24 protein-coding genes and 2 tRNA genes are annotated in these 24,450 nt (G+C 70.5%); 18 read left to right on the top strand and 8 right to left on the bottom strand.

Annotated elements, in window-relative coordinates:
• Positions 1 to 50 precede the first annotated feature (50 nt).
• The 4 genes from gltX to LY41_RS04665 all read left to right on the top strand — a co-directional run bounded on the left by gltX (position 51) and on the right by LY41_RS04665 (position 2,954).
• Entirely contained in the window at positions 51 to 1,538 is a 1,488-nt protein-coding gene (gltX, locus tag LY41_RS04680; protein WP_253862547.1) for a glutamate--tRNA ligase, read from the top strand.
• Positions 1,539 to 1,721: 183 nt separating this feature from the next.
• Positions 1,722 to 2,573: an HAD family hydrolase gene (locus LY41_RS04675; protein ID WP_425563723.1), complete on the top strand. Its 852-nt coding sequence runs from the start codon at positions 1,722 to 1,724 to the stop codon at positions 2,571 to 2,573.
• A gap of 182 nt (positions 2,574 to 2,755) precedes the next feature.
• Positions 2,756 to 2,827: transfer RNA gene (locus LY41_RS04670), tRNA-Gln, on the top strand.
• Between the two features lie 54 nt (positions 2,828 to 2,881).
• A tRNA-Glu gene (locus LY41_RS04665) sits at positions 2,882 to 2,954 on the top strand.
• A gap of 337 nt (positions 2,955 to 3,291) precedes the next feature.
• Here LY41_RS04665 and LY41_RS04660 read toward each other — a convergent pair.
• Positions 3,292 to 4,011, bottom strand: a complete 720-nt coding sequence (locus LY41_RS04660; protein ID WP_253862546.1) for an IclR family transcriptional regulator — start codon at positions 4,009 to 4,011, stop codon at positions 3,292 to 3,294.
• 114 nt (positions 4,012 to 4,125) lie between these two features.
• On the opposite strand from LY41_RS04660, the gene leuC reads away from it, so the two are divergent.
• From leuC to LY41_RS04645, 3 genes are all read left to right on the top strand, one after another.
• Positions 4,126 to 5,538: a 3-isopropylmalate dehydratase large subunit gene (gene leuC / locus LY41_RS04655; protein WP_253862545.1), complete on the top strand. Its 1,413-nt coding sequence runs from the start codon at positions 4,126 to 4,128 to the stop codon at positions 5,536 to 5,538.
• A 72-nt stretch (positions 5,539 to 5,610) separates the two neighbouring features.
• Positions 5,611 to 6,216, top strand: coding sequence for a 3-isopropylmalate dehydratase small subunit (gene leuD, locus LY41_RS04650; RefSeq protein WP_253862544.1), 606 nt, complete (start codon positions 5,611 to 5,613; stop codon positions 6,214 to 6,216).
• Positions 6,217 to 6,466: 250 nt separating this feature from the next.
• Positions 6,467 to 7,411, top strand: coding sequence for an HU family DNA-binding protein (locus LY41_RS04645; RefSeq protein WP_253862543.1), 945 nt, complete (start codon positions 6,467 to 6,469; stop codon positions 7,409 to 7,411).
• Positions 7,412 to 7,521: 110 nt separating this feature from the next.
• Here LY41_RS04645 and LY41_RS04640 read toward each other — a convergent pair whose 3' ends face one another.
• From LY41_RS04640 to cofC, 3 genes are read right to left on the bottom strand one after another with little or no spacing between them, the layout of a single operon-like run.
• On the bottom strand, positions 7,522 to 8,469 hold the full coding sequence (locus LY41_RS04640; RefSeq protein ID WP_253862542.1) for an NUDIX hydrolase: 948 nt from the start codon (positions 8,467 to 8,469) through the stop codon (positions 7,522 to 7,524).
• Positions 8,466 to 10,691: an RNA degradosome polyphosphate kinase gene (locus LY41_RS04635; RefSeq protein WP_253862541.1), complete on the bottom strand. Its 2,226-nt coding sequence runs from the start codon at positions 10,689 to 10,691 to the stop codon at positions 8,466 to 8,468. The genes LY41_RS04640 and LY41_RS04635 overlap by 4 nt, the downstream gene beginning before the upstream one ends.
• Before the next feature lie 38 nt (positions 10,692 to 10,729).
• On the bottom strand, positions 10,730 to 11,467 hold the full coding sequence (gene cofC / locus LY41_RS04630; protein WP_301296486.1) for a 2-phospho-L-lactate guanylyltransferase: 738 nt from the start codon (positions 11,465 to 11,467) through the stop codon (positions 10,730 to 10,732).
• A gap of 75 nt (positions 11,468 to 11,542) precedes the next feature.
• Here cofC and LY41_RS04625 point away from each other — a divergent pair, with 75 nt between their 5' ends.
• From LY41_RS04625 to LY41_RS04615, 3 genes are all read left to right on the top strand, one after another.
• Entirely contained in the window at positions 11,543 to 12,241 is a 699-nt protein-coding gene (locus LY41_RS04625; protein WP_253862540.1) for a lysophospholipid acyltransferase family protein, read from the top strand.
• Complete coding sequence (locus LY41_RS04620) at positions 12,234 to 13,364, top strand: NAD(P)H-dependent glycerol-3-phosphate dehydrogenase (RefSeq protein ID WP_253862539.1); 1,131 nt, start codon at positions 12,234 to 12,236, stop codon at positions 13,362 to 13,364. The genes LY41_RS04625 and LY41_RS04620 overlap by 8 nt, the downstream gene beginning before the upstream one ends.
• A gap of 264 nt (positions 13,365 to 13,628) precedes the next feature.
• Entirely contained in the window at positions 13,629 to 14,144 is a 516-nt protein-coding gene (locus LY41_RS04615) for a cysteine dioxygenase (protein WP_253862538.1), read from the top strand.
• Between the two features lie 181 nt (positions 14,145 to 14,325).
• On the opposite strand, the gene LY41_RS04610 is transcribed toward LY41_RS04615, so the two are convergent.
• Positions 14,326 to 14,994, bottom strand: coding sequence for a pyridoxamine 5'-phosphate oxidase family protein (locus tag LY41_RS04610; RefSeq protein WP_253862537.1), 669 nt, complete (start codon positions 14,992 to 14,994; stop codon positions 14,326 to 14,328).
• A 100-nt stretch (positions 14,995 to 15,094) separates the two neighbouring features.
• Between LY41_RS04610 and pdxR the strand changes: the two genes are divergently transcribed.
• Entirely contained in the window at positions 15,095 to 16,477 is a 1,383-nt protein-coding gene (pdxR, locus tag LY41_RS04605) for a MocR-like pyridoxine biosynthesis transcription factor PdxR (protein ID WP_253862900.1), read from the top strand.
• A gap of 11 nt (positions 16,478 to 16,488) precedes the next feature.
• Positions 16,489 to 17,586: a D-alanine--D-alanine ligase family protein gene (locus LY41_RS04600; protein WP_253862536.1), complete on the top strand. Its 1,098-nt coding sequence runs from the start codon at positions 16,489 to 16,491 to the stop codon at positions 17,584 to 17,586.
• Between the two features lie 59 nt (positions 17,587 to 17,645).
• Here the strand turns inward: LY41_RS04600 and LY41_RS04595 are convergent, their stop codons facing one another.
• Complete coding sequence (locus LY41_RS04595) at positions 17,646 to 18,473, bottom strand: DUF3515 domain-containing protein (protein ID WP_443678871.1); 828 nt, start codon at positions 18,471 to 18,473, stop codon at positions 17,646 to 17,648.
• A 75-nt stretch (positions 18,474 to 18,548) separates the two neighbouring features.
• Complete coding sequence (locus tag LY41_RS04590) at positions 18,549 to 18,788, bottom strand: Lrp/AsnC family transcriptional regulator (RefSeq protein ID WP_253862535.1); 240 nt, start codon at positions 18,786 to 18,788, stop codon at positions 18,549 to 18,551.
• A gap of 90 nt (positions 18,789 to 18,878) precedes the next feature.
• On the opposite strand from LY41_RS04590, the gene LY41_RS04585 reads away from it, so the two are divergent.
• The 5 genes from LY41_RS04585 (at position 18,879) to LY41_RS04565 (ending at position 22,232) form a co-directional block, all read left to right on the top strand.
• Positions 18,879 to 19,895 carry a thiamine-phosphate kinase gene (locus LY41_RS04585; RefSeq protein WP_308292202.1) on the top strand — a complete coding sequence of 339 codons (1,017 nt, stop codon included), beginning with the start codon at positions 18,879 to 18,881 and terminating at the stop codon, positions 19,893 to 19,895.
• Positions 19,896 to 19,905: 10 nt separating this feature from the next.
• Positions 19,906 to 20,388: a GNAT family N-acetyltransferase gene (locus LY41_RS04580; protein ID WP_301296484.1), complete on the top strand. Its 483-nt coding sequence runs from the start codon at positions 19,906 to 19,908 to the stop codon at positions 20,386 to 20,388.
• A gap of 5 nt (positions 20,389 to 20,393) precedes the next feature.
• Entirely contained in the window at positions 20,394 to 20,915 is a 522-nt protein-coding gene (locus tag LY41_RS04575) for a gamma carbonic anhydrase family protein (protein WP_253862534.1), read from the top strand.
• Positions 20,916 to 20,984: 69 nt separating this feature from the next.
• Positions 20,985 to 21,647, top strand: coding sequence for a uracil-DNA glycosylase (locus tag LY41_RS04570; RefSeq protein ID WP_253862896.1), 663 nt, complete (start codon positions 20,985 to 20,987; stop codon positions 21,645 to 21,647).
• Positions 21,648 to 21,968: 321 nt separating this feature from the next.
• Positions 21,969 to 22,232, top strand: a complete 264-nt coding sequence (locus tag LY41_RS04565) for a hypothetical protein (RefSeq protein ID WP_253862533.1) — start codon at positions 21,969 to 21,971, stop codon at positions 22,230 to 22,232.
• A 116-nt stretch (positions 22,233 to 22,348) separates the two neighbouring features.
• Here the strand turns inward: LY41_RS04565 and rpmB are convergent, their stop codons facing one another.
• A complete protein-coding gene (gene rpmB / locus LY41_RS04560) occupies positions 22,349 to 22,540 on the bottom strand; it encodes a 50S ribosomal protein L28 (RefSeq protein ID WP_075846683.1) in 192 nt (63 codons plus the stop codon).
• A gap of 147 nt (positions 22,541 to 22,687) precedes the next feature.
• Here rpmB and LY41_RS04555 point away from each other — a divergent pair, with 147 nt between their 5' ends.
• Positions 22,688 to 24,436: a DAK2 domain-containing protein gene (locus LY41_RS04555; RefSeq protein WP_253862532.1), complete on the top strand. Its 1,749-nt coding sequence runs from the start codon at positions 22,688 to 22,690 to the stop codon at positions 24,434 to 24,436.
• Positions 24,437 to 24,450 lie beyond the last annotated feature (14 nt).

Below are 24,450 nucleotides of genomic sequence, written 5' to 3'. Positions count from 1 at the left end.
AGCATGCGCTCGTGAGCAGCCGAAGTCAACGGCGCTAGGCTGGTCGGGCTATGACTGAGAACAAGCCCGCCGCCGTTCGTGCTCGCTTCTGCCCGTCGCCCACCGGTACGCCGCACGTGGGCCTGATCCGCACCGCCTTGTTCAACTGGGCGTTCGCCCGGCACAACGGCGGAAAGCTCGTGTTCCGGGTCGAGGACACCGACTCCTCGCGCGACAGCGAGGAGTCCTACGAGGCCCTGCTCGACGCGCTGCACTGGCTCGGTATCGACTGGGACGAAGGGCCGGAGGCCGGAGGCGAGTACGGCCCGTACCGGCAGAGCGAACGCGCCGACATCTACCGCGACGTCGCCGCCGAGCTCCTCGAGGCGGGCGAGCTGTACGAGGCGTTCTCCACCGGCGAGGAGGCCGCGCAGCGGCGCAAGGACGCCGGGCAGGACCCGCAGCTGGGCTACGACAATTACGACCGCGACCTCACCGAGGAGCAGAAGCAGGCCTTCCGCGCGGAGGGGCGCGAACCGGTGTTACGCCTGCGGATGCCGGACGAGGACCTGTCCTGGAACGACCTCGTGCGCGGCGAGATCGAGTTCAAGGCGGGCACCATCCCCGACCCGGTGCTGGTGCGCGGCAACGGGGCGCCGCTCTACACGCTGACCAACCCCGTCGACGACGCGCTGATGCGCATCACCCACGTGCTGCGTGGTGAGGACCTGCTTCCCTCGACGCCGCGGCAGATCGCGCTGTACCAGGCGTTGCAGCGGGTCGGTGTCGCCGAATTCGTTCCGGAGTTCGGCCACATGCCGTACGTCATGGGTGAGGGCAACAAGAAACTGTCCAAACGAGACCCGCAGTCGAACCTGTTCACCTACCGGGACCGGGGATTCATCCCCGAGGGCCTGCTGAACTACCTCGCTCTGCTCGGCTGGTCGATCGCCGACGACCGTGACATCTTCACCGTCGACGAACTCATCGAGGCGTTCGAGATCACCAAGGTCAGTGCCAACCCCGCGCGGTTCGACCTCAAGAAGGCCGAGTCGATCAACGGCAACCACGTGCGCGCGCTGAGTCACGAGGACTTCGTCACGCGCGTCACGCCGTATCTCGTCGACGCGGGTGTGCTGCCGCCGCAGCCGTCCGCGGACCAGCAGGCGACACTCGCCGCGATCGCCCCGCTCGTGCAGGAACGGGTCGCGGTGCTGTCCGAGGCGGGTGAGCTGCTGCGGTTCCTGTTCGTCGACGACGCCGAGTTCGTCCCCGAGGAGGCCGCGGCCACGAAGGCGCTCGGCCCGGACTCCGAACCGGCGCTGCGGGCCTCCATCGAGGCGTTGGAGGGATTGTCGTCGTGGGCGGCGTCCGACATCGAGCAGGCGCTCAAGGACGCGCTCGTGGAGGGCCTGGGACTCAAGCCGCGCAAGGCTTTCACGCCCGTGCGGGTCGCTGTGACCGGACGCACGGTGTCACCGCCGCTCTACGAATCGATGGAATTGCTCGGTCGCGACGTGTCACTCGGACGGCTGCGCCGGGCTCTGCCGGACAACTGAGCGTAGATCAGCTGGACCGAAACAGACCCGCCCATATCACCTCGATAGCAGAGTCGGGCTCGCGCAAAACCCCCTAGCCTCGCGTGAGTGGCTTTTGCGCTTGACTCCCCGACGGCTCCGCACCCTGTCGCCGATGCCGATCGCGACGATGTCGACGTCTGGGCACCGCCCGAACTGCGGGCCGTGTGCCTGGACATCGACGACACGCTGATCGACTTCACGGCGACGGGCAAGCGCACGCTCGCCGCCCTGACCGGACGCGTCGACATCTGGGAGGAATGGGAACGCGTCACCGACGAGCATGTCGCACGCGTCGTCGCGGGCGAACTCGACTACGCGGACATGCACGTCCGGCGCACGCACGCGTTCCTGCGCGGCCTCGGGATGGCTGTCGACCTCGCCGGCGCCGCCGGGTTCGAAACCCGGCGCAAAACGCTGCTGAACCGCTCGTGGCGGCTCTTCGACGACGTCGTGCCGTGCCTCGAATGGCTTGCCGCCGCCGGCGTGCAGCTGGCTGCCGTGACGAACGCCTCCGGACCCCATCAGCGCGACAAACTCGCCGCGCTCGGTCTGGCCCGGTTCTTCGACCACGTCGCCATCGCGGGCGAACTCGGCGTCGCCAAACCCGACCCGGCAATGTTCCGGTCCGTCTGCGCCCAGCTCGGCTGCGATCCACGGGAAGCCGTGCACCTGGGGGACAAACTCACCACCGACGCCCTCGGTGCACGTGATGCCGGTCTCACCGGGATCTGGCTCCACCGTGACCCCGACGACGCGAGCGCGGGACGGCGTGACTCCACAGGGGACGCCGGCGGTACCGGGGACATCGACGGTTCCGGGGACATCGACGGTTCCGGAGGCAGTTCCGGGGACGCGGACGGTGCCGGGAATGCCGGAGGCGGCGCCGATGCCGGGGACGGCGGCGCAGGGCGCAGCGGAGCACCCGCCGACGTCCACGTTCTCACCACACTCGCCGGACTGCCCGAACTGCTGGTCTCCGAGTTCGTGCGCGTCGGAGTCCCTGCGCCACGCTGAGCGCCGCACCGGGCCGGAGGACCAGCGACAACGGGGACCGCCGGGGTTCGCTGCGTGCGAGAGGGACCCCGGCTGCACGCGGCCACAGTGCGTGGTCTATGCTTTCTCCAACAACGCGATACGGAGCTGGGAAGCGCACCGGGGAACGGACGTACTCCGGTGAACCCGAGCGAAGTGTCCGTTGGGGTATGGTGTAATCGGCAGCACGGCTGATTCTGGTTCAGTTAGTCTAGGTTCGAGTCCTGGTACCCCAGCTGCGGAGAGAGCAAACCGATCTGGTAAGTTCTCTTCCAACACAAAAGAAGCAAGCCCCCGTCGTCTAGCGGCCTAGGACGCCGGCCTCTCACGCCGGTAGCGTGGGTTCGAATCCCATCGGGGGTACTCGAAAAAGTAGAAAAACCCTATCTGCGGAAAGCGCAGATAGGGTTTTTCTCGTTGTGCCTAGTGGGGGCGCAGCCCCCACACCCCCAGCCCGGCGGGCTCCGCCCCCGGACCCCCTGCCTGTGGTTGCGTGCCGTTCGCGTGTTGCGTCGGGTGGGTGGTTCCGGCCGTGCTCGCCGGCCTGGTTGGGGAGGGGGCGTGGGCGGGTTTGTTGGCGCCGTTACTCGCTGGCGCTCGTTCGGCTGGTGCCGGTTCCGGGGCGTCGTTGGTTTGGGTGTGGGTGTTGCCTCGTGTTTCCCGGAGGAGGCGGGCCAGGGAGAGGTAGGCGGGTTTCGGGTCAGAGGCGTTCCTGGAGGGATTCCGCGGCGTCCAGGAGGTCGCTCGCCCAGCGGGCGCCCGGTTTGCGGCCGATGCGGTCCACCGGACCCGACACCGACACCGCCGCCACGATCGCCCCCGCCGAATCACGCACCGGCGCCGACACACTCGCCACCCCCGGCTCCCGCTCGGCCACACTCTGCGCCCAGCCACGACGCCGCACCTCCAGCAGCGTCCGCTCCCCGAACACCGCCTCGGCGAGAATCGCCTGCTGGGTGTGGGCGTCGGCCCACGCCGTCAGCACCTTCGCCCCGGATCCCGCCGTCATCGGCAGTCGCGACCCCACCGGCACCGTGTCCCGCAACCCACTCGGCGGCTCCGCCGAGGCCACGCACACCCGTTGCACCCCGTCCCGGCGGTACACCTGCACGCTCTCGCCCGTGATGTCCCGCAGTTTGGGCAACACGACAGCCGCCGCATCGAGCAACGGATCCGCCGTGCCGCCGGACAGTTCCGCCAGTGCCGCACCGGGCCGCCACCGGCCGTCCGGGCCACGTCGCAACAACCGGTGCACCTCGAGCCCCACCGCCAATCGGTGTGCCGTCGCCCGCGGCAACCCCGTCTCGGAGCACAACTCCGCCAATCCGCACGGCTGTCCCGCCGCTGCGTGCAAGACGGCGATCGCCTTGTCCAAGACACCGATACCGCTCTGCTGAGCTTCAGAGTTATGCTGTCCCACACAGCGATACTACAATCCCGAAGTCTGGGAAGTCCAGAATTTGGGACAGTCCGGGAGCTCACAGCCCGGCCGACCCACCACAGTTCCCAGCGACACTCAAATGGAGGAGCCCTGATGGCGGAGAAACGGGGCCGCACACTCGCCGAAAAGGTGTGGGACCAGCACACGGTACGCCGCGGCGAAGGTGCCGAGCCCGACGTACTTTTCATCGATCTGCATCTTGTGCACGAGGTTACGAGTCCGCAGGCGTTCGACGGCCTCCGTCTCGCCGGCCGTCAGGTGCGCAGGCCGGACCTGACCATCGCCACCGAGGACCACAACGTGCCGACGGTCGACATCGAACTGCCGATCGCCGACCCGGTCTCCAAGACCCAGGTCGACACCCTGCGCAAGAACTGCGAGGAATTCGGTGTCCGGCTGCACCCCATGGGTGACGCCGAACAAGGCATCGTCCACGTGATCGGCCCGCAGCTCGGCCTCACGCAGCCCGGAACGACCGTGGTGTGCGGCGACAGTCACACCTCGACCCACGGTGCCTTCGGTGCCATGGCCTTCGGCATCGGCACCTCCGAGGTCGAGCACGTGCTCGCCACGCAGACGCTGCCGCTGCGGCCCTTCAAGACGATGGCGATCAACGTCGAAGGCACCTTGCGGCCCGGAGTCACGTCGAAGGACATCATCCTCGCGGTCATCGCGGAGATCGGCACGGGCGGCGGTCAGGGCTACGTACTCGAGTACCGCGGCAGCGCGATCGAGTCGCTGTCGATGGAAGCCCGCATGACGATCTGCAACATGTCCATCGAAGCCGGTGCTCGTGCGGGAATGATCGCGCCGGACGAGACGACGTTCGCCTATCTCGAGGGCAGGCCGCACGCACCGCAGGGTGAGCAGTGGGACGACGCCGTCGCCGCGTGGCGGGAGCTGCGCACCGACGACGACGCCGAGTTCGACGCCGAGGTCACCATCGACGCCGATGCGCTGACGCCGTTCGTGACCTGGGGCACGAACCCGGGGCAGGGGCTTCCGCTGGGCGAGAACGTGCCGGATCCGGAGCAGCTGGGCGACGATAGCGCGAAGTTCGCCGCCGAGAAGGCCTTGTCCTATATGGATCTCGAGCCCGGGACGCCGCTGCGGGAGATCGCGGTGGACACGGTGTTCCTCGGCTCCTGCACCAACGGCCGGATCGAGGATCTGCGTGCGGCGGCGGACGTGCTGCGGGGCAAGAAGGTCGCCGACAGCGTGCGCATGCTGGTCGTGCCCGGCTCCATGCGCGTGCGCACGACGGCGGAGTCGGAAGGCCTCGACAAGGTGTTTCTCGACGCCGGGGCCGAATGGCGCCAGGCCGGCTGCTCGATGTGCCTCGGCATGAACCCGGATCAGCTCGAGCCGGGGGAGCGCAGCGCGTCGACGTCCAACCGCAACTTCGAAGGCAGGCAGGGCAAGGGTGGCCGGACCCACCTCGTCTCGCCGCTGGTGGCGGCGGCCACTGCCGTACGCGGCACGCTGTCCTCGCCGGAAGACCTCTGACCCGCACCCGCTTCACACCGATCGCACAAGCCCGATCGCACAAGCCCGATCGCACAACGGAAGTAGCCCCTCATGGAACCGATCACCGAGCACACCGGCATCGGCGTGCCGCTGCGCAGGTCCAACGTGGACACCGACCAGATCATCCCCGCCGTCTACCTCAAGCGTGTGAGCCGCACCGGCTTCGAGGACGGCCTGTTCGCCGCCTGGCGCGGTGACGAGCAGTTCGTGCTCAACATCGAGCCGTTCGACCGTGGCTCCGTGCTCGTCGCCGGGCCGGACTTCGGCACCGGCTCCTCGCGTGAGCACGCGGTGTGGGCGCTGATGAACTACGGCTTCCGCGTGGTCATCTCGTCCCGCTTCGCCGACATCTTCCGCGGTAACGCGGGTAAGCAGGGCCTCGTGGCCGCGGAGTGCGGGCAGGACGACGTCGAGCTGCTGTGGAAGATCCTGGAGAACGATCCCGGCACCGAGGTCACTGTGGACCTTACGAGCAAGACCGTGCGGGCCAAGGACTTCAGCGCGCCCTTCGAGATCGACGAGTACACGCGCTGGCGGCTGACGGAAGGGCTCGACGACATCGCGCTGACACTGCGCCACTCCGGCGACATCGCCGAGTTCGAACGCAATCGTCCCGGCCACAAGCCCGTCACGCTGCCGGCGGCACAGTCACAGTAGGCCGCCTGCCTCCTGAGAACCGCGAAGATTCCCTGTTCAGTAAGGGAATCCGGCCCGGCCCACCGGCCGGCATCCGACACCGGACGCACGCTCGCACCGGCCGGATTCGATCGTCGCTCATCGGCGGGATCGTCCATCCGGCAAGGGAAAACCCGCGTGCCGTTTGGAAATTGTGCTGCGTAGGTAATACCGTATGCCCCATGTCGGCCGGTGTGGCCGGGTAACACGTAGTTCTTCCTGGAGGACTGGAATGGCCAACAAGGCCCAACTCATCGAGGCGCTCGGCGAGCGCCTGGGCGACAAGAAGGTCGCCACGCAAGCCGTCGACAATCTTGTCGACATCATCATTCGGACGGTCAACAAGGGCGAAAAGGTGAACATCACCGGCTTCGGTGTGTTCGAGAAGCGCGCCCGCGCCGCCCGCACCGCACGGAACCCGCGCACCGGCGAGACCGTCCGCGTCAAGAAGACCAACGTCCCGGCCTTCCGTGCGGGCACCACCTTCAAGGATGTGGTGAGCGGCACGAAGAAGCTGCCGAAGGCCACGAAGGCCAAGCCGGTGTCGGGCACCACCGCCCGCGGCACCACGGCCTCGTCCGCCGCGTCGTCCACGCGCAGCACGACGACCCGTTCGCGCGCGACGACCGCGACCCGCGCCACGGCCACGAAGTCGGCTCCGAAGACCGCGACGACGTCGACGGCGGCGAAGTCCTCGGCCACCAAGACGTCCTCGGCCGGCAAGGCTGCCCCGAAGATGGCCGCCAAGACTACGGCTGCCAAGTCCACGGCCGCCAAGTCCACGGCCTCGAAGAGCACGGCCGCCAAGAGCACGACGTCGAAGAGCACCGCCGCCAAGAGCACGGCGGCGAAGTCGACGGCGAGCAAGTCGACGGCCGCCAAGAGCACCGCGGCCACGGCGAAGAGCACCACCAAGGCTGCGCCGAAGACGGCGGCGAAGTCCTCGACCGCCAAGACGTCGACGGCCGCCAAGACGTCCTCGGCCGGCAAGACTGCCCCGAAGACCGCAGCCAAGTCCACGGCGTCGAAGAGCACGACGGCCAAGAGCACGACGGCCAAGAGCACCGCCAAGGCGGCACCGAAGTCCTCGGCCAAGACGACCAAGGCGGCAGCCACGCCGGCCAAGACCACCGCCACGGCGTCGACGGCGAAGAAGACGGCCACGAAGAAGAAGTGAACCGGCCCACCGGTCGACACCTGTGGCGCCGGACGTCACACGCGGACGGGCCCCGCACCGCAGTCGGCGGTGCGGGGCCCGTCCGCGTTCGGGGCCGGGTGTACCGGTCGCTACACGCCGAGCGGTGCGGCCAGCGCGTTCGGCAGGTAGCCCGCCGCGACGAGACGTCCGACTCGGTCGAACGAGAGTTGCCACACCGAGCCCTTCTTCGCCGGCACACCGTTCGGCGTGGCAGGCGGCAACGTGATGCCGCCGCGGTCGGCGAGCGTGGCGACCACGTGCGGGATCACGCCGCCCTGGCTGCACACCACCGGAGTACCGCCGCTGAGGCCGAGCTCGACGATGCGCCGTACCGCGCGGTCCGGATCCGCCGCGAAGGTGCGCTCGGACAACGCGTGATCGTGCCGCACCTCGGTGCCGAGGTCGTCCGCGACGCCCTGCACCGTCTGCACACAGCGCAGTAGGGGAGCGGTGATGACCCGGTCGGGTCCGAATGCTTGCAGTACCGGCCGCAGAGCACTCGCCTGGCGTTCGCCCGCGTCGCTCAGCGGCCGCAGATCGTCGTCCCCCGTCCAGGATTCGCGTTTGCCCGCCTTGGCGTGCCGCACGAGCAGCATCGACGTGACCTGCTGCGGCAGGGCGCCGAACTGCTCGACGACGGCGGCATCCGAGTCGTAGGACAACAGCCGGACGGCGTCGTCCGGCGTGGTCCAGCGCAGCTCGTCGACCTCCTCATTGGGGTCGAATGCACCGTTTCCGGCGCGTGCGGTGAAGTAGTCCACGGCTTTCGTGCCGCGGGCGATGCGGTATTCCACGCGTTTCAGGAATGCACCGAGGACGGCGGTGAAGCCGGTTTCCTCCCGAAGTTCCCGCAGCGCTGCGACCGGTGCGGTTTCGCCCGGATCGAGATGCCCCTTCGGCAGCGACCAGTCGTCGTAGCGTGGCCGGTGGACGACCGCGATGTCGACGCCCGGGTTCCCGCTTGCGGCCGGGCGCCAGAGCACCGCGCCCGCAGCCCGGGCGACGATGTGATCGGCGGCGTCGGTGGTAATGCTCACCCTGTTGCTCCGTGCTTGCGTAGCGTTTCGAGTTGATGGTCGCGGACCTCGGACGAGTTCGCAGGGGACGGTTGCCACTCTCCCGTCGAGGTGAGGATCCAGCACCGGGTGTGCCGGTCCATCGTGGAGCTGAGGATCTCGTCCAGTTCCGCGGTCAGTTTCGGATTGTGGACCTGAACGAGCGCCTCGATGCGACGGTCGAGGTTGCGGTGCATCATGTCGGCGCTGCCGATCCAGTATGCCCCGCTCGCGCGGAAGTGGAAGATCCGCGAGTGCTCGAGGAACCGGCCGAGGATCGAGCGGACGGTGATGTTCTCGCTCAGTCCCGGCACGCCGGGCTTGAGCGTGCAGATACCGCGCACGATGATCTCGACGGGGACGCCGGCCTGGGACGCGCGATACAACCCGTCGACGACCTGCTCGTCGACGAGCGCGTTGCATTTGACGCGGATACCGGCCTCGTGGCCCTGCCGTGCGAGCTCGATCTCCCGGGTGACGTGGTCGAGAATGCCGCGCCGGATGCCGCTCGGCGAGGTGAGGAGGTTGCGGTAGGTCGCCTGGTGCGAGTACCCGGTGAGGACGTTGAACAGGTCCGTCAGGTCGGCCCCGATCGCCGGATCCGCCGTGAGCAGGCCGAGATCCTCGTAGTGGCGCGCGGTCTTCGGGTTGTAGTTGCCCGTGCCGAGGTGGCAGTAGCGGCGGATCGTCGTACCTTCCTGCCGCACGACCAGGGAGACCTTGCAGTGCGTCTTGAGGCCGACCAGCCCGTAGACCACGTGCACACCCGAACGTTCGAGGGTGCGCGCCCACGTGATGTTGGCCTGTTCGTCGAAGCGTGCCTTGATCTCCACGAGCGCGACGACCTGTTTGCCCGCCTCGGCGGCGTCGACGAGCGCGTCGACGATCGGTGAGTCGCCCGAGGTGCGATAGAGCGTCTGCTTGATCGCCAGTACCTTGTCGTCGGCGGCCGCCTGCTCGATGAAGCGCTGCACACTCGTGGAGAACGAGTCGTACGGGTGGTGCACGAGCACGTCCCCGTCGCGCAGCGTGGAGAACACGCTCTTGGGCGTTTCCCGTTCACCGAACGCGGGTGGCGTCGCCGGGACGAAGGGGCGGTCCTTGAGCTCCTGCCGGTCCAGCGACAGCAGCTGGGTCAGGCACGAGAGGTCCAGCAGTCCCGGAACCTCGACGACGTCCCGCGGGTCGACCTCGAGCTCGCGCAACAGCAGCTCGAGCATGTGCTCGCTCATGTCCTGCGAGACCTCGAGCCGGACCGGCGGGCCGAACCGGCGCTGTGCGAGTTCGCGCTCGAGCGCCTGGAGCAGATCCTCGTCGCGGTCCTCCTCGACTTCGAAGTCCGCGTTGCGGGTCACGCGGAACGCGTGATGCTCGATGACCTCCATTCCGGAGAACAGCTCACCCAGATGCGCCGAGATCAGCTCCTCGAGGGGCAGGAACGTGCGGGTTCGGCTGTCGCGTTCCGGTTCGGTGCGGACCAGCCGCGGCACGTTGTTCGGCACCTTCACCCTGGCGAACCGTTCGGTGCCTTCATCGGGATCGCGCACCGTCACGGCGAGGTTGAGCGAGAGCCCCGAGATGTACGGGAACGGATGCGCCGGGTCCACGGCCAGCGGGGTGAGCACCGGGAAGATCTGCTCCCGGAAATAGCGCGACAGGCGCTCGTGGTCCGTCTCGTCCAGACCGGACCACGACACGATGTGGACGTCCTCGGATGCCAGCCCGGGACGCACCTGTTCCTCGAAGGCGGCGTTGTGCCGTTGGACGAGCTCCTGGTTGCGCTTGGCGATGTGCGCGATCTGTTCCCGCGGCGTGAGCCCGTCCGCGCTGCGCACGGACAGGCCGGTCTCGTCGCGGCGCTTCAGGCCCGCCACCCGCACCATGTAGAACTCATCCAAATTGGACGAGAAGATCGCGAGGAACTTGGTTCGCTCGAGCAGTGGCTGGGACTCGTCCTCGGCCAGTGCGAGGACCCGCGCGTTGAAGTCCTGCCACGAGAGTTCGCGGTTGAAGTACCGGTTGTCGGGCAGCTCGTCGGGGCTGCGGTCGGTTGCGGTTGCGGCGGGCAGAGCCGCGGGCAGGGCGTGGTTCGCGGCGTCGGTGACGTTCGCTTCCGGCGGTGGCTCCGTGGTCACCCGCCTCGCGCCCGGAGAGCTCGCAGCGGGTGGGGTGCTCTCGTCGTAGGTCACGGACGCATTGTCCATCAATATCCGCCGCTGTGGGCAGATCCGCCTGGCCGGGTTCAACCCTCCGGCCGGCGCGCCGCCGCGGGTGCGGCACCGGTCCGCCGGAGCAGCGCGGTGGTGGCCGGGCCGAGGCCGAGTGCGCGGGTGTGGTGCAGGTCGGAAGGGGTGTCGACGTCCGAACGCAGCGAGGGCACCGCGGCGGTGACGGCGACGGCGCCCGACCGGGCGTGCACACCGGCGGAGCCGGGCCCGAAGCTCGGCGCGAGCGGCCGGCCGGGCGCGGACAGCAACAGGGTCGTGCCGGTGCCGTGGCGGTCGGCGGCGAACGCCCGCCCGCCGCCGGCCTCGGCGAGTGCGGCGGCGAGCTCGGTGCTGCGCAACGCGGGCAGATCGGCCTGCAGCGCCCCGACGACGGTGTCGCTCTCCCGGCCCGGTCCCGGTCGCCTGTCGGGGACACCGCCGCGTACGAGACGTTCGGCGGTGTGCAGAGCGGTGTTCAGGTCGGGTGCGCCGCGGTCGTCGACGACGTCGGCTCCCAGTTCGGCCAGCGGGGCGAGGGCGTGGACGTCACGTGTGACGACCACCACGCGGTCGATGCCGGGCGTGTCGAGCGCGGCCGAGACCGTGTCCAGGGCCAGCGCGAGCACCAGCGACGTGTGCTCCCCGGCCGCCGGGGAGCCGCCGGAGTCGGGCCGGGTGGGTGCACCGGGGGAGGTCAGTACTCCGCGGAGCCGGGATTTGCCGACGTGCGGCGGCTTCATCGGTACGAGGAGTGTGACGGTCACAGCGGTCATCTTCGCGCATCTCTCGTGGTCCGGCGCCTGTGGGAGGATCGAGCGCCGAAGCGTGGACGTGCACGAGGAGGAGTCTTGGCAGATCGTGAGAAGGGCGGCTTCTGGGTCGGTGCCGTGGCGGCGCTGTTCTACCCGTTGGCGTACCTGAACAAACGGGTGTACCGGAACTTCGAGGGCATTCCCCGGAGCGGTCCGGTGCTGCTGGTGATGAACCACGTGTCACACCTGGACCCGGCGGTCGACGCGGTGTTCGTGCACCAGGCCAAACGAGTACCGCGGTTCCTGGCCAAGGCGAGCCTCGCGCGGGTGCCGATCTTCGGCCGGATGATGACCGGCGCGGGCTCGATCCCCGTGGCCCGCGGCACGACCTCGGCGGGCGACAGCCTCAGGGCGGCGCACCAGGCGCTGGAGGAGGGCAAGGTCATCGTGATCTACCCGGAGGGCACGATCACGAAGGACCCGGAGTTCTGGCCGAAGCGGACGCAGACGGGTGTCGCCCGGCTGGCGCTGGAGAACGACGTCCCGGTGATCCCGTGTGCACGCTGGGGCACCCAGGAGGTCCTCAACGGCTACACGAAGAAGTTCCGCCCCCTGCCGCGCAAGACCGTGACCCATGCGGTGGGGGAACCGGTGGACCTGAGTGCCTACCGGGAGAAGTCCCCGACGCCCGACGTGCTGCGTGAGGTCACCGATCTGCTCATGGCGGAGGTCACGACCCTGCTGGCCGACGTTCGTGGTGAGGAGCCGCCCGCGAAGGCCGACAGCGATGCCTGAGCGCCCGCACCGTCCCGACGCGACCGACGCGACCGACGCGACCGACGCGACCGACGCGACCGACGCGACCGGCACAGCCGACGCGGCCGGTTCCGAGTCCGGGGAGGCCGAGCGCACGGTGCGGACCGTGACGGTCCTCGGCTCCGGCTCGTGGGGCACTACCTTCGCGAAGATCCTCGCCGACGCGGGCAGGGACGTCAGGATGTGGGCACGCAGGCCCGAGGTCGCGTCCGAGATCGCCGAGCAGCACACGAATTCCGGCTACCTGCCCGGTGTGACGCTGCCGGACAACCTCACCGCGACGTCGGACGCGGCCACGGCGCTCGACGGTGCGGACGCCGTCGTGCTCGCCGTGCCGAGCCAGAGTCTGCGCGCGAATCTGGGGCACTGGCGGGAACTGCTGCCCGCCGGCACGATTCTCGTGAGCCTGGCGAAAGGCGTGGAGCTGGGCACCCGCAAGCGCATGAGCGAGGTGATCGGCGAGGTCGCCGGGGTGCCGGAGGACTCCGTCGTGGTCGTGGCGGGGCCGAACCTGGCGAAGGAGATCGCTGCGGGCCAGCCCGCGGCGGGCGTGTTCGCGTGTGGCGACCACGAGCGTGCGGTCGCCGTCCAGGAAGCGGCGTTCACGTCGTACTTCCGTCCGTACACCAACACCGACGTCGTCGGCAGTGAGCTCGCCGGCGCCTGCAAGAACGTCATCGCGCTCTCGTGCGGCATCGCGGCGGGGCTGGGGTTCGGCGCCAACACGGTCGCGACCCTGATCACGCGCGGACTCGCCGAGACGGCGCGACTGGGCGCGAAGCTGGGCGCCGATCCGATGACGTTCGCGGGTCTGGCGGGTGTCGGCGACATGGTCGCCACCTGCGCGTCGCCGTTGTCGCGGAACCGGACGTTCGGTGAGCGCATCGGTCGCGGCGAAACCATCGAGCAGGCACAGGAGGCCGTCGGCGGACAGGTCGCAGAGGGCGTCATGTCGTGCCGCTCGATTCGTGACCTGGCCCACGAATCCGGTGTCGACATGCCGATCACGGACGCCATGTTTCGCGTGTGCCACGAGGGGAGCGACCCCGCGACCGTCGGTGCCGAGCTCCTCGGGCGGCAGCAGAAGCCCGAGCGCCTGTGACCGTCGGGTGCGGGTGCGGGGCCTCTCGCACCCGCACGCGGGTTCGGTCCGTGGGATCGGCTTGACGCCGTCGGGCCGGGCTGGTTTTCTTATTTATGTGCTGACGCAGAACGTATCCGCGCTGCGGCGACCGCTGACCGGTCGCCGCGGTACGTGCTGCGCGCCTTGTTGTCGCTGTTGCCGGTGAATCCGACGCCGTACCGCAACCGCACTCCGTCGTTCTCGACGACTCCCTCCTGACAGCAAGGATCTCTGCACGCTCCCATGTTTGCCGTTCCCGAGAACACCGTCGCCCTGCCCGAAACCGCGGCCCGTGCCGTGAAGCACCCGGTCCGTGTCGCACGCGACTACGCCCTCGACCGTGACCGCTGGAACACGCTGCTGCGCTACGACCCCGACGAACGGTTCGCCGCGCTGATCGACCGCACCGACGGAGACGAGGTGTGGCTGCTGAGCTGGCTGCCCGGCCAGTACACGGGCGTGCACGACCACGGCTTCGCCACCGGTGCGTTCACCGTCGTGTCCGGCACGCTCACCGAGACGGTCACGCGCCGGACCGCGGGCGGCCAAGGGGGAGACTTCGGGGGAGGCCGGGCGGCCACCGAGGTGCACACGCTCGGCCAGGGCCAGTCCCGCGTGTTCGGGCCCGGATACGTGCACGAGGTGCGCAACGAGGGCCCGGACCCGGCGGTGAGCGTGCACGTCTACCGCGCAGAGGGCCGCACCGTCCGGCCGGTGCACGTCGACCCGCTCGCCGGATCGGTGACCGAACCCGGCTGACGCGCGACTGCCTTCCCGCGCGTGTTCTGCACCCGTGCACGCGTGTTCTGCACTCGGACAGCCGAGTTCTGCACTCGGACGGCAGTGTCGGGCCGCGGTGCGGCCGGGTCGCGTGGCTGCATCGCATCACAACCGGATCGCGTCCTCGTCGGCGGTCGACCTCGAACGCAGAACACGCGGGTCAGCGTGGGGAGGGGCGTTCGGCGATGTGCGGTGGGACGGGCAGGTCGGCCGGGACGTACGTCGCGGGCCGGGGCGGGCCGAGCACGGTGCGCACGTCGATCACACCGGCCCAGACGTCGTCGCGGTCGGCGTCCGCGGGCTGTTCGCTCGGATCGCCGCCGCGGATCTTCACCGACGTCTCCGTCAGGTCGAGGGCGAGCACGGCGACGCCGGCCAGTTCCTTCGAGTCCGGGGTGCGGGCGTAGTCCCACGAACCGGGCGTGAGGTGTTCGCTGATCACCCGCAGCGCGTGGTCCCGCTCGACGTCGTCGGTCACCGCACGCGAGCGGCCGTGCACCACGGCGCAGCGGTAGTTCATCGAGTGGTTGTTCAGCGAGCGCGCGTAGACGATGCCGTCGAGAATCGTGACCGTGACGCAGATGTCCACCCCGCGTGCCGCGGTGCGTACGTTGCCGGAGCCGGTGGAGCCGTGCAGGTAGAGCGTGTCGCCGTCGCGCCCGTACCCGGTCGGGACACACAGCGGCGAGTCGCCGGACACCAGCGCGAGGTGGCAGATCAGTCCGGCGTCGAGCACGGCGCCCAGCTCGGCGCGATCGGTCTCGGCGCGGCCCGGTTTGCGGGTCAGCGTGCTTCGGGCGGTGGGGGACAGGTGCGGGGAGGTCGGCATGGGTCTCACCGTCGCCGACGCAGTGGCATGATGAAATGTCCACACATGAGTTAGTTCGGAAGTCCACTTTGAGGGGGTCGGTGTGACGCACGCCGAGGCGATGCCGCAGCGCGAGACCGCGTTGCCGGTGACGCTGGACAGGGAATCGAGCGTGCCGCTGGCCGTGCAGCTGGCCGGCGCGCTTCGCGAATCGGCGTCGACGGGACATCTGCGCGGCGGCGACCGGCTGCCGTCCACCCGCGCGCTCGCGGGCAGGCTCGGTGTCAGCCGCACCGTGACGGCGGCGGCGTACGAACAGCTGCACGCCGAGGGCTGGATCGTCGGCAAACACGGCTCCGGCACGTACGTCACGACCTCGCCGCCGACCGCCCGCCCCGAACACCGTTCCGTGGCCGCGCGCGACGAACTGCCGCCGGGCAGGCTCGCGCTGCTGCCCGGCGTGCCGTGGGCCGACGGCCTGGACCGGTCGGCGTGGCGGCGCGCATGGCGGGCGGCCTCGGACACGCCGCCCGCGGTGCATCTGTCGCGGACCGGACTGGGCGAGTACCGCGAGGTGATCGCCGAGCACCTGCTGCGGCACCGCGGGCTCGACGCGGGCACCGACTCGGTACTGGCCACCGGAGGAACGACGGCCGCCGTGGTCGAACTCGCCGCGGCCGTGCTGTCACCGGGCGATCTCGTCGCCGTCGAGGAGCCGGGCTATCAGCGTGCCGTGCAGGCGTTCTCCCGTGCCGGCATGCGTGTGGCGGGTGTGCCGGTGGACGAGGAGGGGCTACGGACCGACCGCATTCCGGCCGGCGCACGGGTCGTGTACTGCTCGCCCGCGCACCAGTACCCGATGGGTTGCCGGATGAGTGCGTCCCGGCGGGTCGAGCTCGCCGAACTGGCCAGGGAGCGGGATGTCCTCGTCGTCGAGGACGACTACGACGGCGAGCTGCGCTACGACGTGGCCCCGTTGCCGCTGCTGGCCTCGCTGGCACCGGACGTCGTCGTGCATCTGGGCACTACGAGCAAGATCCTCACGCCCACGCTGGGTGCGGGGTGGATGGTGGCGCCGCCGTCGGTGACGCGGGCCGTGCTCGAACACCGTGACCTGACCGGCACCCGCCCGTCCCCGGCGGGCCAGCACGTGGTCGTCGAACTCGCCCGGCACGGCGACCTGGGCAGGCATCTGCGCAGACTGCGGCGGGAACTGTCGGACCGCCGGTCGATCCTCGTCGATGCGTTCGCCACGGCGGGCGTGCCGGTGCTCGGCGACGACGCGGGCGCACACCTCGTGGTGCCGCTGCCGTCGGCGGAGGCCGAGCGGGAGCGGATCGCCGAGGGCAAACGCCGCGGCGTGCTGCTCGACGGCCTCGCCCGGCATTTCGCGACCGTGCCGACGGCACACGGTGTACTGGTGGGCTACGCCGGGTGCTCGCGGTCCGAACTCGCCGAATGCGTGCCGACGCTCGTTGACCTGACCCGTACGAGGCACCGGTAGGGTGGCAGCCCATGAATAGCCGCAAGACGCGCGTGGCCGTGGTGTTCGGCGGCCGCAGCAGCGAGCACACGATTTCCTGCGTGTCCGCGGGCTGCGTGCTGGACAATCTCGACCCGGAACGGTTCGAGATCGTGCCCGTCGGTATCACCCCGGCCGGTGGCTGGGTGCTGGGCACCGACGACCCCCGGGCTCTCCGGATCCGCGGGCGCGAACTGCCGTCGGTCGACGACGGCCGGGCGCTCGTGCTGGCAGGCGACCCGACGAGCAAGAGTGTCGTGAGTCTCGAGCCGGGCAGCGAATCCGAGGTGCTGTCCGAGGTGGACGTCGTGTTCCCCGTGTTGCACGGCGCTTTCGGTGAGGACGGCACCGTCCAGGGACTGCTGGAGATGGCCGACATCCCCTACGTCGGAGCGGGCGTGCTGGCCAGCGCGGCGGCGATGGACAAAGTGTTCGCCAAGAAGCTGCTGGCCGCAGAGGACCTGCCCGTCGGGCCGTACGCGTCGGTCCGGCGTGGACAGTCCACCCTCGGCGAGTCCGAACGTGAACGGCTCGGACTGCCCGTGTTCGTCAAGCCGGCGCGGGCGGGCTCGTCGATCGGCATCACGCGCGTGACGGACTGGGCGCAGCTCGACGACGCGATCGCGCTCGCGCGTGAGACGGATCCGAAGGTGCTCGTCGAGGCGGGCGTCACGGGCCGCGAGGTCGAATGCGGTGTGCTCGAATTCCCCGACGGGCGCGTCGAGGCGTCGCTGCCCGCGGAGATCCGCGTGCTCGGCGACGACGCCGACGCCTGGTACGACTTCGAGACCAAGTACCTCGGCGAGGACGCCGAACTCGACATTCCCGCCAAACTCGGCGATGACGTGATCGAACGCCTGCGGGCGTGCGCGGTCGAGGCGTTCCGGGCGCTGGACTGCCAGGGACTGGCTCGCGTCGACTTCTTCGTCACCGACGGCGGCGAGCTCGTCATCAACGAGGTCAACACGATGCCGGGCTTCACCACGACGTCGGCCTACCCGAAGATGTGGGCCGCCACGGGCGTCGACTATCCGATGCTGCTGTCCACTTTGGTCGACACGGCGATCGCCCGCGGTACCGGCCTGCGCTGAGCCGCGCGGTTGCCGGGCCGTACCGGCCGTGGCTGCCGCGGGACGGGTCGTCGGAAGCGTCAGAAGGCGGGCGGGACCTGCTCGAGCGTCTCGCCAGCCAGGTCCGAGATCCGCTGCAACGGGCCGGTCCCTGTGCCCTCGGGAACCGTCAGCGCGAGGTGGACCGGCCGGTCGACGACGTACCAGGTGGCGCTCGGGCCGGTCTCGTCCGGCACGTGCAGCCACTGGACACCGTTGATCTGACGGAGTGAGGACGTGCGCGTCAGTTCCGACGGCCGGTCGAGTCCGCACCGCAGTACCACCGGATTGTCGCGTCCCCACGCCGCAGTGGCGGGCGGTGCCGGTTCGGCGAGCTCGCGCTGCTCCAACGGCTCGCCCGACGACGTCAGTTGCCCCGGCACGGCCTCGAGCATGCGGTGACACGCATCGCTGCCCGACTCCGGTGCGGGAATCGACACGAGCGGCAGCGGCCCGGCCGGTCCGGTGGGGTTCGTGCTCGACGACGACCCGGCCTGTGAACCCGTCCCCGGCCCGGCGTCGCCGCCGAACACCCCGATGGCCCCGACACCCGCCGCCAGGGCCACGGCGAGGACGGCAGCCGCGACGAGCAGCGTCCGTGGCGGTGCTCCGGTGTCCGGTGCTCCGGTGTCAGCGGTTCCGGTGCCGGACGCACCGGTGTCCGGGACTCCGGTGTCGGTGGTTCCGTTGTCGGTCGTGTCCGTGTCCGTGTCCGTGTCCGTGTTCGGTGGAGCGGTGTCCGGCGGTGTCTCGGCCGTGGCAGGTGTCTCGGTCGTGCCGGGCGTCCCGGCCGGACCGGACTCCTCGTCGTGGGGTCCGGCCCGGCCTGCCCGGTCGGGCCTGTCGGGCGTGTCGGAGCTGTCGGTCATGCGGTCGTGTCGGTCCTCGGTGTCGGTCGGTTCCTGGCGCAGGTCCGCCGGCGGCCGTGCCGCCGGCGGAGCTCGTCACTGGGGCAGGTGCACCACCGGGCAGGTCAGGGTGCGGGTGATGCCGTCGACGTTCTGGACGCTGGCGACCACGAGCTGGCCGAGGTCGTCGACGTTGCCGGCCTCCGCGCGAACGATGACGTCGTACGGGCCGGTGACGTCCTCGGAGCTGGCGACCCCGGGCAGCTGGGCGATCTCGGCGGCCACCGACGCGGCCTTGCCGACCTCCGTCTGGATGAGGATGTATGCATGCACCACGGCGCGTCCCTTCGTCCGGTTCGGCCCGTGCGGGCCCAAGATGGGTAACGTCGCTGCAACGTACCGCAGGCGGGGCACCGGAGGTGTTGTGTGGAGGGCAGGGACACGGACAGGAACAGGGGGGCGGACCGAAGCAGGAGCGCCGGGGCGGAGGCACGCGCGGGCGGAACGGTCGCCGACGTCGGCGAGTTCGGACTGATCCGCGACGTCACCGGCAGGCAGCAGCCGCCTGCCGGCACGGTCGTCGGCCCCGGTGACGATGCGGCCGTGGTGCCGGCCCCGGACGGGCGGGTGGTGATCAGCACGGACGTGCTCGTGCAGGGGGTGCACTTCCGGCTCGACTGGTCCGGTCCCGAACAGGTCGGCCACAAGGCGGCCGCGGTGAACCTGGCCGACATCGCCGCGATGGGCGCGACGCCGACGTCACTGGTGGTCGGCTTCGGCTGCCCCGCCGACACCGACGCCGCCGTCGCGACCGGCATCTCCGACGGTCTGACGGCGGAGGCCGCGCGGGTGGGCGCCGGCATCGTGGGCGGCGACGTCGTACGGGCCGACCAACTGGTGGTCAGCGTCACCGCGCTCGGCGACCTCGGCGGGCGCACCCCGGTGACACGGTCGGGTGCGCGCCCGGGCCACATCGTCGCGGTGTGCGGCAGGCTGGGCTGGGCGGCCGCCGGACTCGCCGTGCTGGGCCGCGGATTCCGGTCGCCGGTCGGAGTGGTCAACGCCCAGCGCGCGCCGGAGCCGCCTTACACCGCGGGCCCCGCAGCCGCCGACGCGGGCGCCACGGCGATGATCGACGTCTCCGACGGGCTCCTCGCCGACCTCGGGCACCTCGCCGAGGAATCCGACGTCGGCATCGACATCACCACCGACGCGCTCGAGGTGGACCGCAAACTCGTCGACGTCGCGAATGCGCTCGGGGCGGATCCGATGCGGTGGGTGCTCACCGGTGGGGAGGATCACGCACTCGTGGCGACGTTCCCGTCGTTCGTCGACCTTCCCCAGGGCTGGCGGCAGATCGGCACGGTGCTGATGCCCGACACGGGCGTCACTGTCGACGGCAAGCCCTACGACGGCGAAATCGGATGGGAACACTGGCGTTGAATCGGGTTACATGGACGGCGTGGACATTCACGTGCTCGCCTTCGACCACCCCGACTCGACCAAGCTGATCGATCTCGTGCAGCAGGAGTACGTCGGCCGCTACGGCGACCCCGACGTCACGCCCGTCGACCCGGCGGAGTTCGCGCCGCCGCAGGGGATCTTCCTCGTCGGCTACCGCGACGAGGTGCCGATCGCCTGTGGCGGCTGGCGCGCGCACGCCGCGGGTGACGGTTCGCTGCGCGGGCGCGACGCCGAGATCAAGCGCATGTTCGTCGTCGACGGCGAGCGCGGCCGCGGCCACTCCCGCGCGATGCTCGCCGCGCTGGAACGCACCGCCGCGGAGTACGGCTGTCGCCGCATCGTCCTCGAAACCGGGTACAAACAGCCGGAGGCGATCGCGTTGTACCGTTCGTCGGGCTATCACGAGATCGAGAAGTTCGGCGTGTACGCCCAGGATCCGATCAGCGTGTGCATGGCGAAGGAACTGGAGTAACGCGGATGGCGATCTACGCGCTCGGCGACCTCGAACCCGACATTCATCCCGACGCGTGGGTGCATCCGGACGCGACGCTGATCGGCGACGTGCGCATCGGCCCCGAGGCGTCGATCTGGCCGCAGACCGTGCTGCGCGCCGATAACGACCGCATCGAGGTCGGCGCGCGGTCCAACATCCAGGACGGCTGCATCGTCCACGTCGCCACGGGCCAGCCGACGATCCTCGGTCCGGCCTCGGCGATCGGCCACAACGTCCACGTCGAAGGCGCGACGATCGGCGCGGGGTGCCTGCTCGCATCCGGTGCGGTCGTGCTCAACGGCACGGTCGTCGAGGACGGCGGCGTGGTCGGCGCCGGGGCCGTGGTGTCGTACCGCGGGCACGTGCCGTCGGGACACATCGCGCTCGGAGTGCCGGCCAGGACGCGGGAGAACACCTCGCTCGGAGCGGACGCGATCGCGGGCATCGTCGACGGCTACGTCGAGCGGGCGCAGCGGTACCGGGCGGAATTGCGCAGGCTCGAGTGACTGTGAAGGCCGCCGCGCCGGCGCGCTAGAGTCCGGGCCGTGACTTCCACGGGTACTTCCGGACGTGCGCTGACCGATGTCGTCGAGGCGGGCTGGGCCGAGGCGCTCGCACCCGTCGCGGACACGATCGGGGCGATGGGGGAGTTCCTGCGCGCCGAGGTCGCCGCGGGACGGACCTATCTGCCGTCCGGTGAGCACATTCTGCGGGCGTTCCAGCAGCCGCTGGCCGACGTGCGGGTACTGATCGTGGGCCAGGATCCGTATCCGACGCCCGGACACGCGATCGGTCTGTCCTTCGCCGTGGCGCCGGACGTGCGGCCGCTGCCGAAGAGCCTCGTCAACATCTACAAGGAGTACTGCGAGGACCTCGGGTATCCGGCGCCGTCCAACGGTGATCTGACACCGTGGGCGGGCCGGGGCGTGTTGCTGCTGAACAGGTCGCTCACGGTGCAGCCCGGCAAGTCGAACTCGCACCAGGGCAAAGGCTGGGAGCAGGTCACCGAGCAGGCCATCCGCGCGCTCGCCGCCCGGGACCAGCCGCTCGTGGCGATTCTGTGGGGCGCGGGCGCGCGCAAGCTCAAACCGCTCATCGGGGCCGAGCGGTGCGTCGAGTCCGTGCACCCGAGCCCGCTGTCGGCCCACAACGGCTTCTTCGGTTCGCGGCCGTTCAGCCGTGCCAACGAACTGCTCCGGGCGCAGGGAGCCGACCCGGTCGACTGGCGCCTCCCGTAACCGACGCGCGCGTCCTGCGCCCATGCCCGCCGTGTTGCGGGTTCCGGGGGCCGTGTTGCGCGTTCCGGGGGCTGTGTTGCGCGTTCCGGGGGCTGTGTTGCGGATTCCGGGGATCGTGTTGCGGGTTGAGGGGCCTCGGGTCAGTCGCAGTCGGCCTGTGCGGCGCGACGCCGGTGGGCGGCGACCTTGTGGGTGCCGTAGGAGCCACGCCAGCACGGCGGTGGTGAGCGCAGCCGGGAGGACGTCGCCGGGGTCGTCGACGATCCAGCGCAGGCCGTCGGCCGCCGCGACGGGGTCGGCCGAAGGGAGTGCAACAGTTCGTTGAGGCGTTCGCGGGCGGAGGCGCCGGCGGCGAACACCGGGTGGAGCGCGTCGGCCGCGGCGAACCCGGCGCTGCAGCTGCTCCTGCTCGGCGTGCTCCTGCAGGTGATCGGCCTGGCTGTGGCTCTGGTCACGGGGCAATTGGCGGGTGCGGTCCGGGACCGGGTGCTGGGTAGCCCGCGCGTGCGCACGGTGTTCGAGCGTCTGGCCGCGACGGTATACGGAGCGTTGGCCGCCGCGTTGATCGCCGACTCCGCGCGCTGACCGGCCGTGGCCGCACGAGTGCAGAACACGCGGTGCCGAGTGCAGAACACGCGCACAGCACGAAGCCCCGGGGATCGATGATCCCCGGGGCTTCGAGAGTTTCTGGTTCTGAGGCGTCAGCCCCGAACGACCTTGCCGGCCTTCAGGCAGGAAGTGCACACGTTCATGCGCTTCTTCTGGGAAAGCCCGAGCTTCGCGTGCACGGTCTGGATGTTCGGGTTCCACCGGCGGTTGGTCTTCCGGTGAGAGTGCGAGACCGACTTGCCGAAGCCCGGCCCCTTGCCACAGACGTCGCACACGGCAGCCACGTCGAACACTCCTCGAGAAAGTAGGTAAACACAATCCGCCCGGGAATACCGGGCATCTCGAACAGGGTATCCGGTGCGTTCTCCGTGGCTCCATCCGGGTCGATACGCTCGCGTCGAACCCACCAGTTCCCGGTTGGAGGATACGCGGTGCACTCCCTGGATGCGGCGGCCGTGCGCGCGTGGGCGGGTGCCTGCGTGCGCAGCCTCGAGGAGCTGCGCGCCGACATCAACGGCATCAACGTCTACCCGGTCGCCGACTCCGACACCGGCTCCAATCTGCTCCACACGGTCACGGCCGCCTACACCGCGCTCACGCAGCGCCCCGAGGTCGCCCGCGCAGGGGAGGCGCTGCAGGTGCTGGCGGGTGGGGCCGTCGCGGCGGCGCGCGGCAATTCCGGTGTGATCCTGTCGCAGGTGCTGCGCGGGTTCGCCGAGTCGGCGGGCGATGCCGCGGTCCTCGACGGCCCGGCCGTCGCCGCCGCGTTGCGCCGCGCCGACACGCGCGCCACCGGGGCGGTCGCACGGCCCGTCGCCGGGACGATGCTGAGCGTGCTGCACGCAGTCGGCGCAGCGGTCGCCGGGCCGGACGCCGATCCGGCCGCGTCCGGCCACGCCGGCCTCGCCGCCACGCCCGATGCCACCACCGCTACCGACGCCACCACCGCTACCGATGGCGGTGCCACCGATGGCGGTGCTACCGATGGTGGCGCGGTCGACGGGGCCGTGACGCTCGACGTCGTGGCCCGCGTGGCCGCCCGCACCGCCGCCGGGGCGCTGTCGGAAACGCCGCGGCAGCTGGCCGCGCTGGCCGCCGCGGGCGTGGTCGACGCGGGCGGTCGCGGCCTGGTGGCCGTGCTGGATGCGCTCGCCGCCGTCGTCGCAGGGGAGGCCGGCATCGCCCCGCATCGCCCGGTGACCGCCGTCTCGGCACTGCCCGCACCGCAGGCGTGGGAGGTGATGTACCTGCTCTCCGGCCTGGAGTCCACCACCGAGGACACCACCACCGAGGACACCACCACCGAGGACGCTGCGCTCGCCGCCCTGCGCCGGGACCTGGCCGAACTGGGCGACAGCGTCACGGTCGCCGGGGACGGCGCGGGCAATCACGCCGTCCACGTCCATTGCGACGACATCGGGGCGGCTCTCGAGGCCGGGCTGCGTCACGGCAGGCCGCACCGGGTGCGGGTGGAACCGCTCATGACCCCGGCACCGCCGGAGAGCGCTGCGGCCGACCGCGCCGTCGCCGCCGTGCTTCGCGGGAAGGGAGTGGCCGAGCTCGTCGGCGGGGAAGGGGTGCCGGTGCTGGCGGTGGAGCCCGACACGGAACCGACCACGGAGGAGCTGCTCGGGCTCGTCGGGGAGACCGCGGCCGAGCACGTGACGGTCGTGCCGGGCGGGGTGGACCTGACCGCGGTGGCCGAACGTGCGGCGAGTCATCCCGTGCTGGCCGAGCGCGACGTCGTCGTCGTGCCGTGTGCGTCGCCGGTGCAGGCGCTGGCCGCGCTGGCGGTGCACGATCCGGAACGCAGGGCGAGCGCCGATGTCGTGGCCATGGCGGAGGCGGCCGCCGCGACCCGCCGCGGCGACATCGTCGTCGCGGGCGAGGACGCGCTCACCTGGGTCGGCCAGGTGCGCGCGGGCGATGTGCTCGGGCTCGTCGACGGCGAGGTCGTGCGGATCGGCGACTCCGGCAGTGTCACGGCGACGGCGATCGACGTGCTGGAGCGGATGCTGGCCGTCGGCGGCGAATTGGTCACCGTCCTCACCGGAGCGGAGGCACCGCCCGACGTGGAGGACGTGCTGGCGGAGCATCTGCGCGTCGGCCATCCGGAGGTCGAACTGGTGTGCTACTACGGTGGACAGTCCGACGCGGTGCTGCTGATGGGCGTGGAGTGAACCGGGTGCCGGGT

Origin of the sequence: Prauserella halophila (assembly GCF_024171895.1) — a bacterium.
Taxonomy (GTDB): domain Bacteria; phylum Actinomycetota; class Actinomycetes; order Mycobacteriales; family Pseudonocardiaceae; genus Prauserella; species Prauserella halophila.
This window is presented reverse-complemented; position numbering and strand designations above follow the sequence as displayed.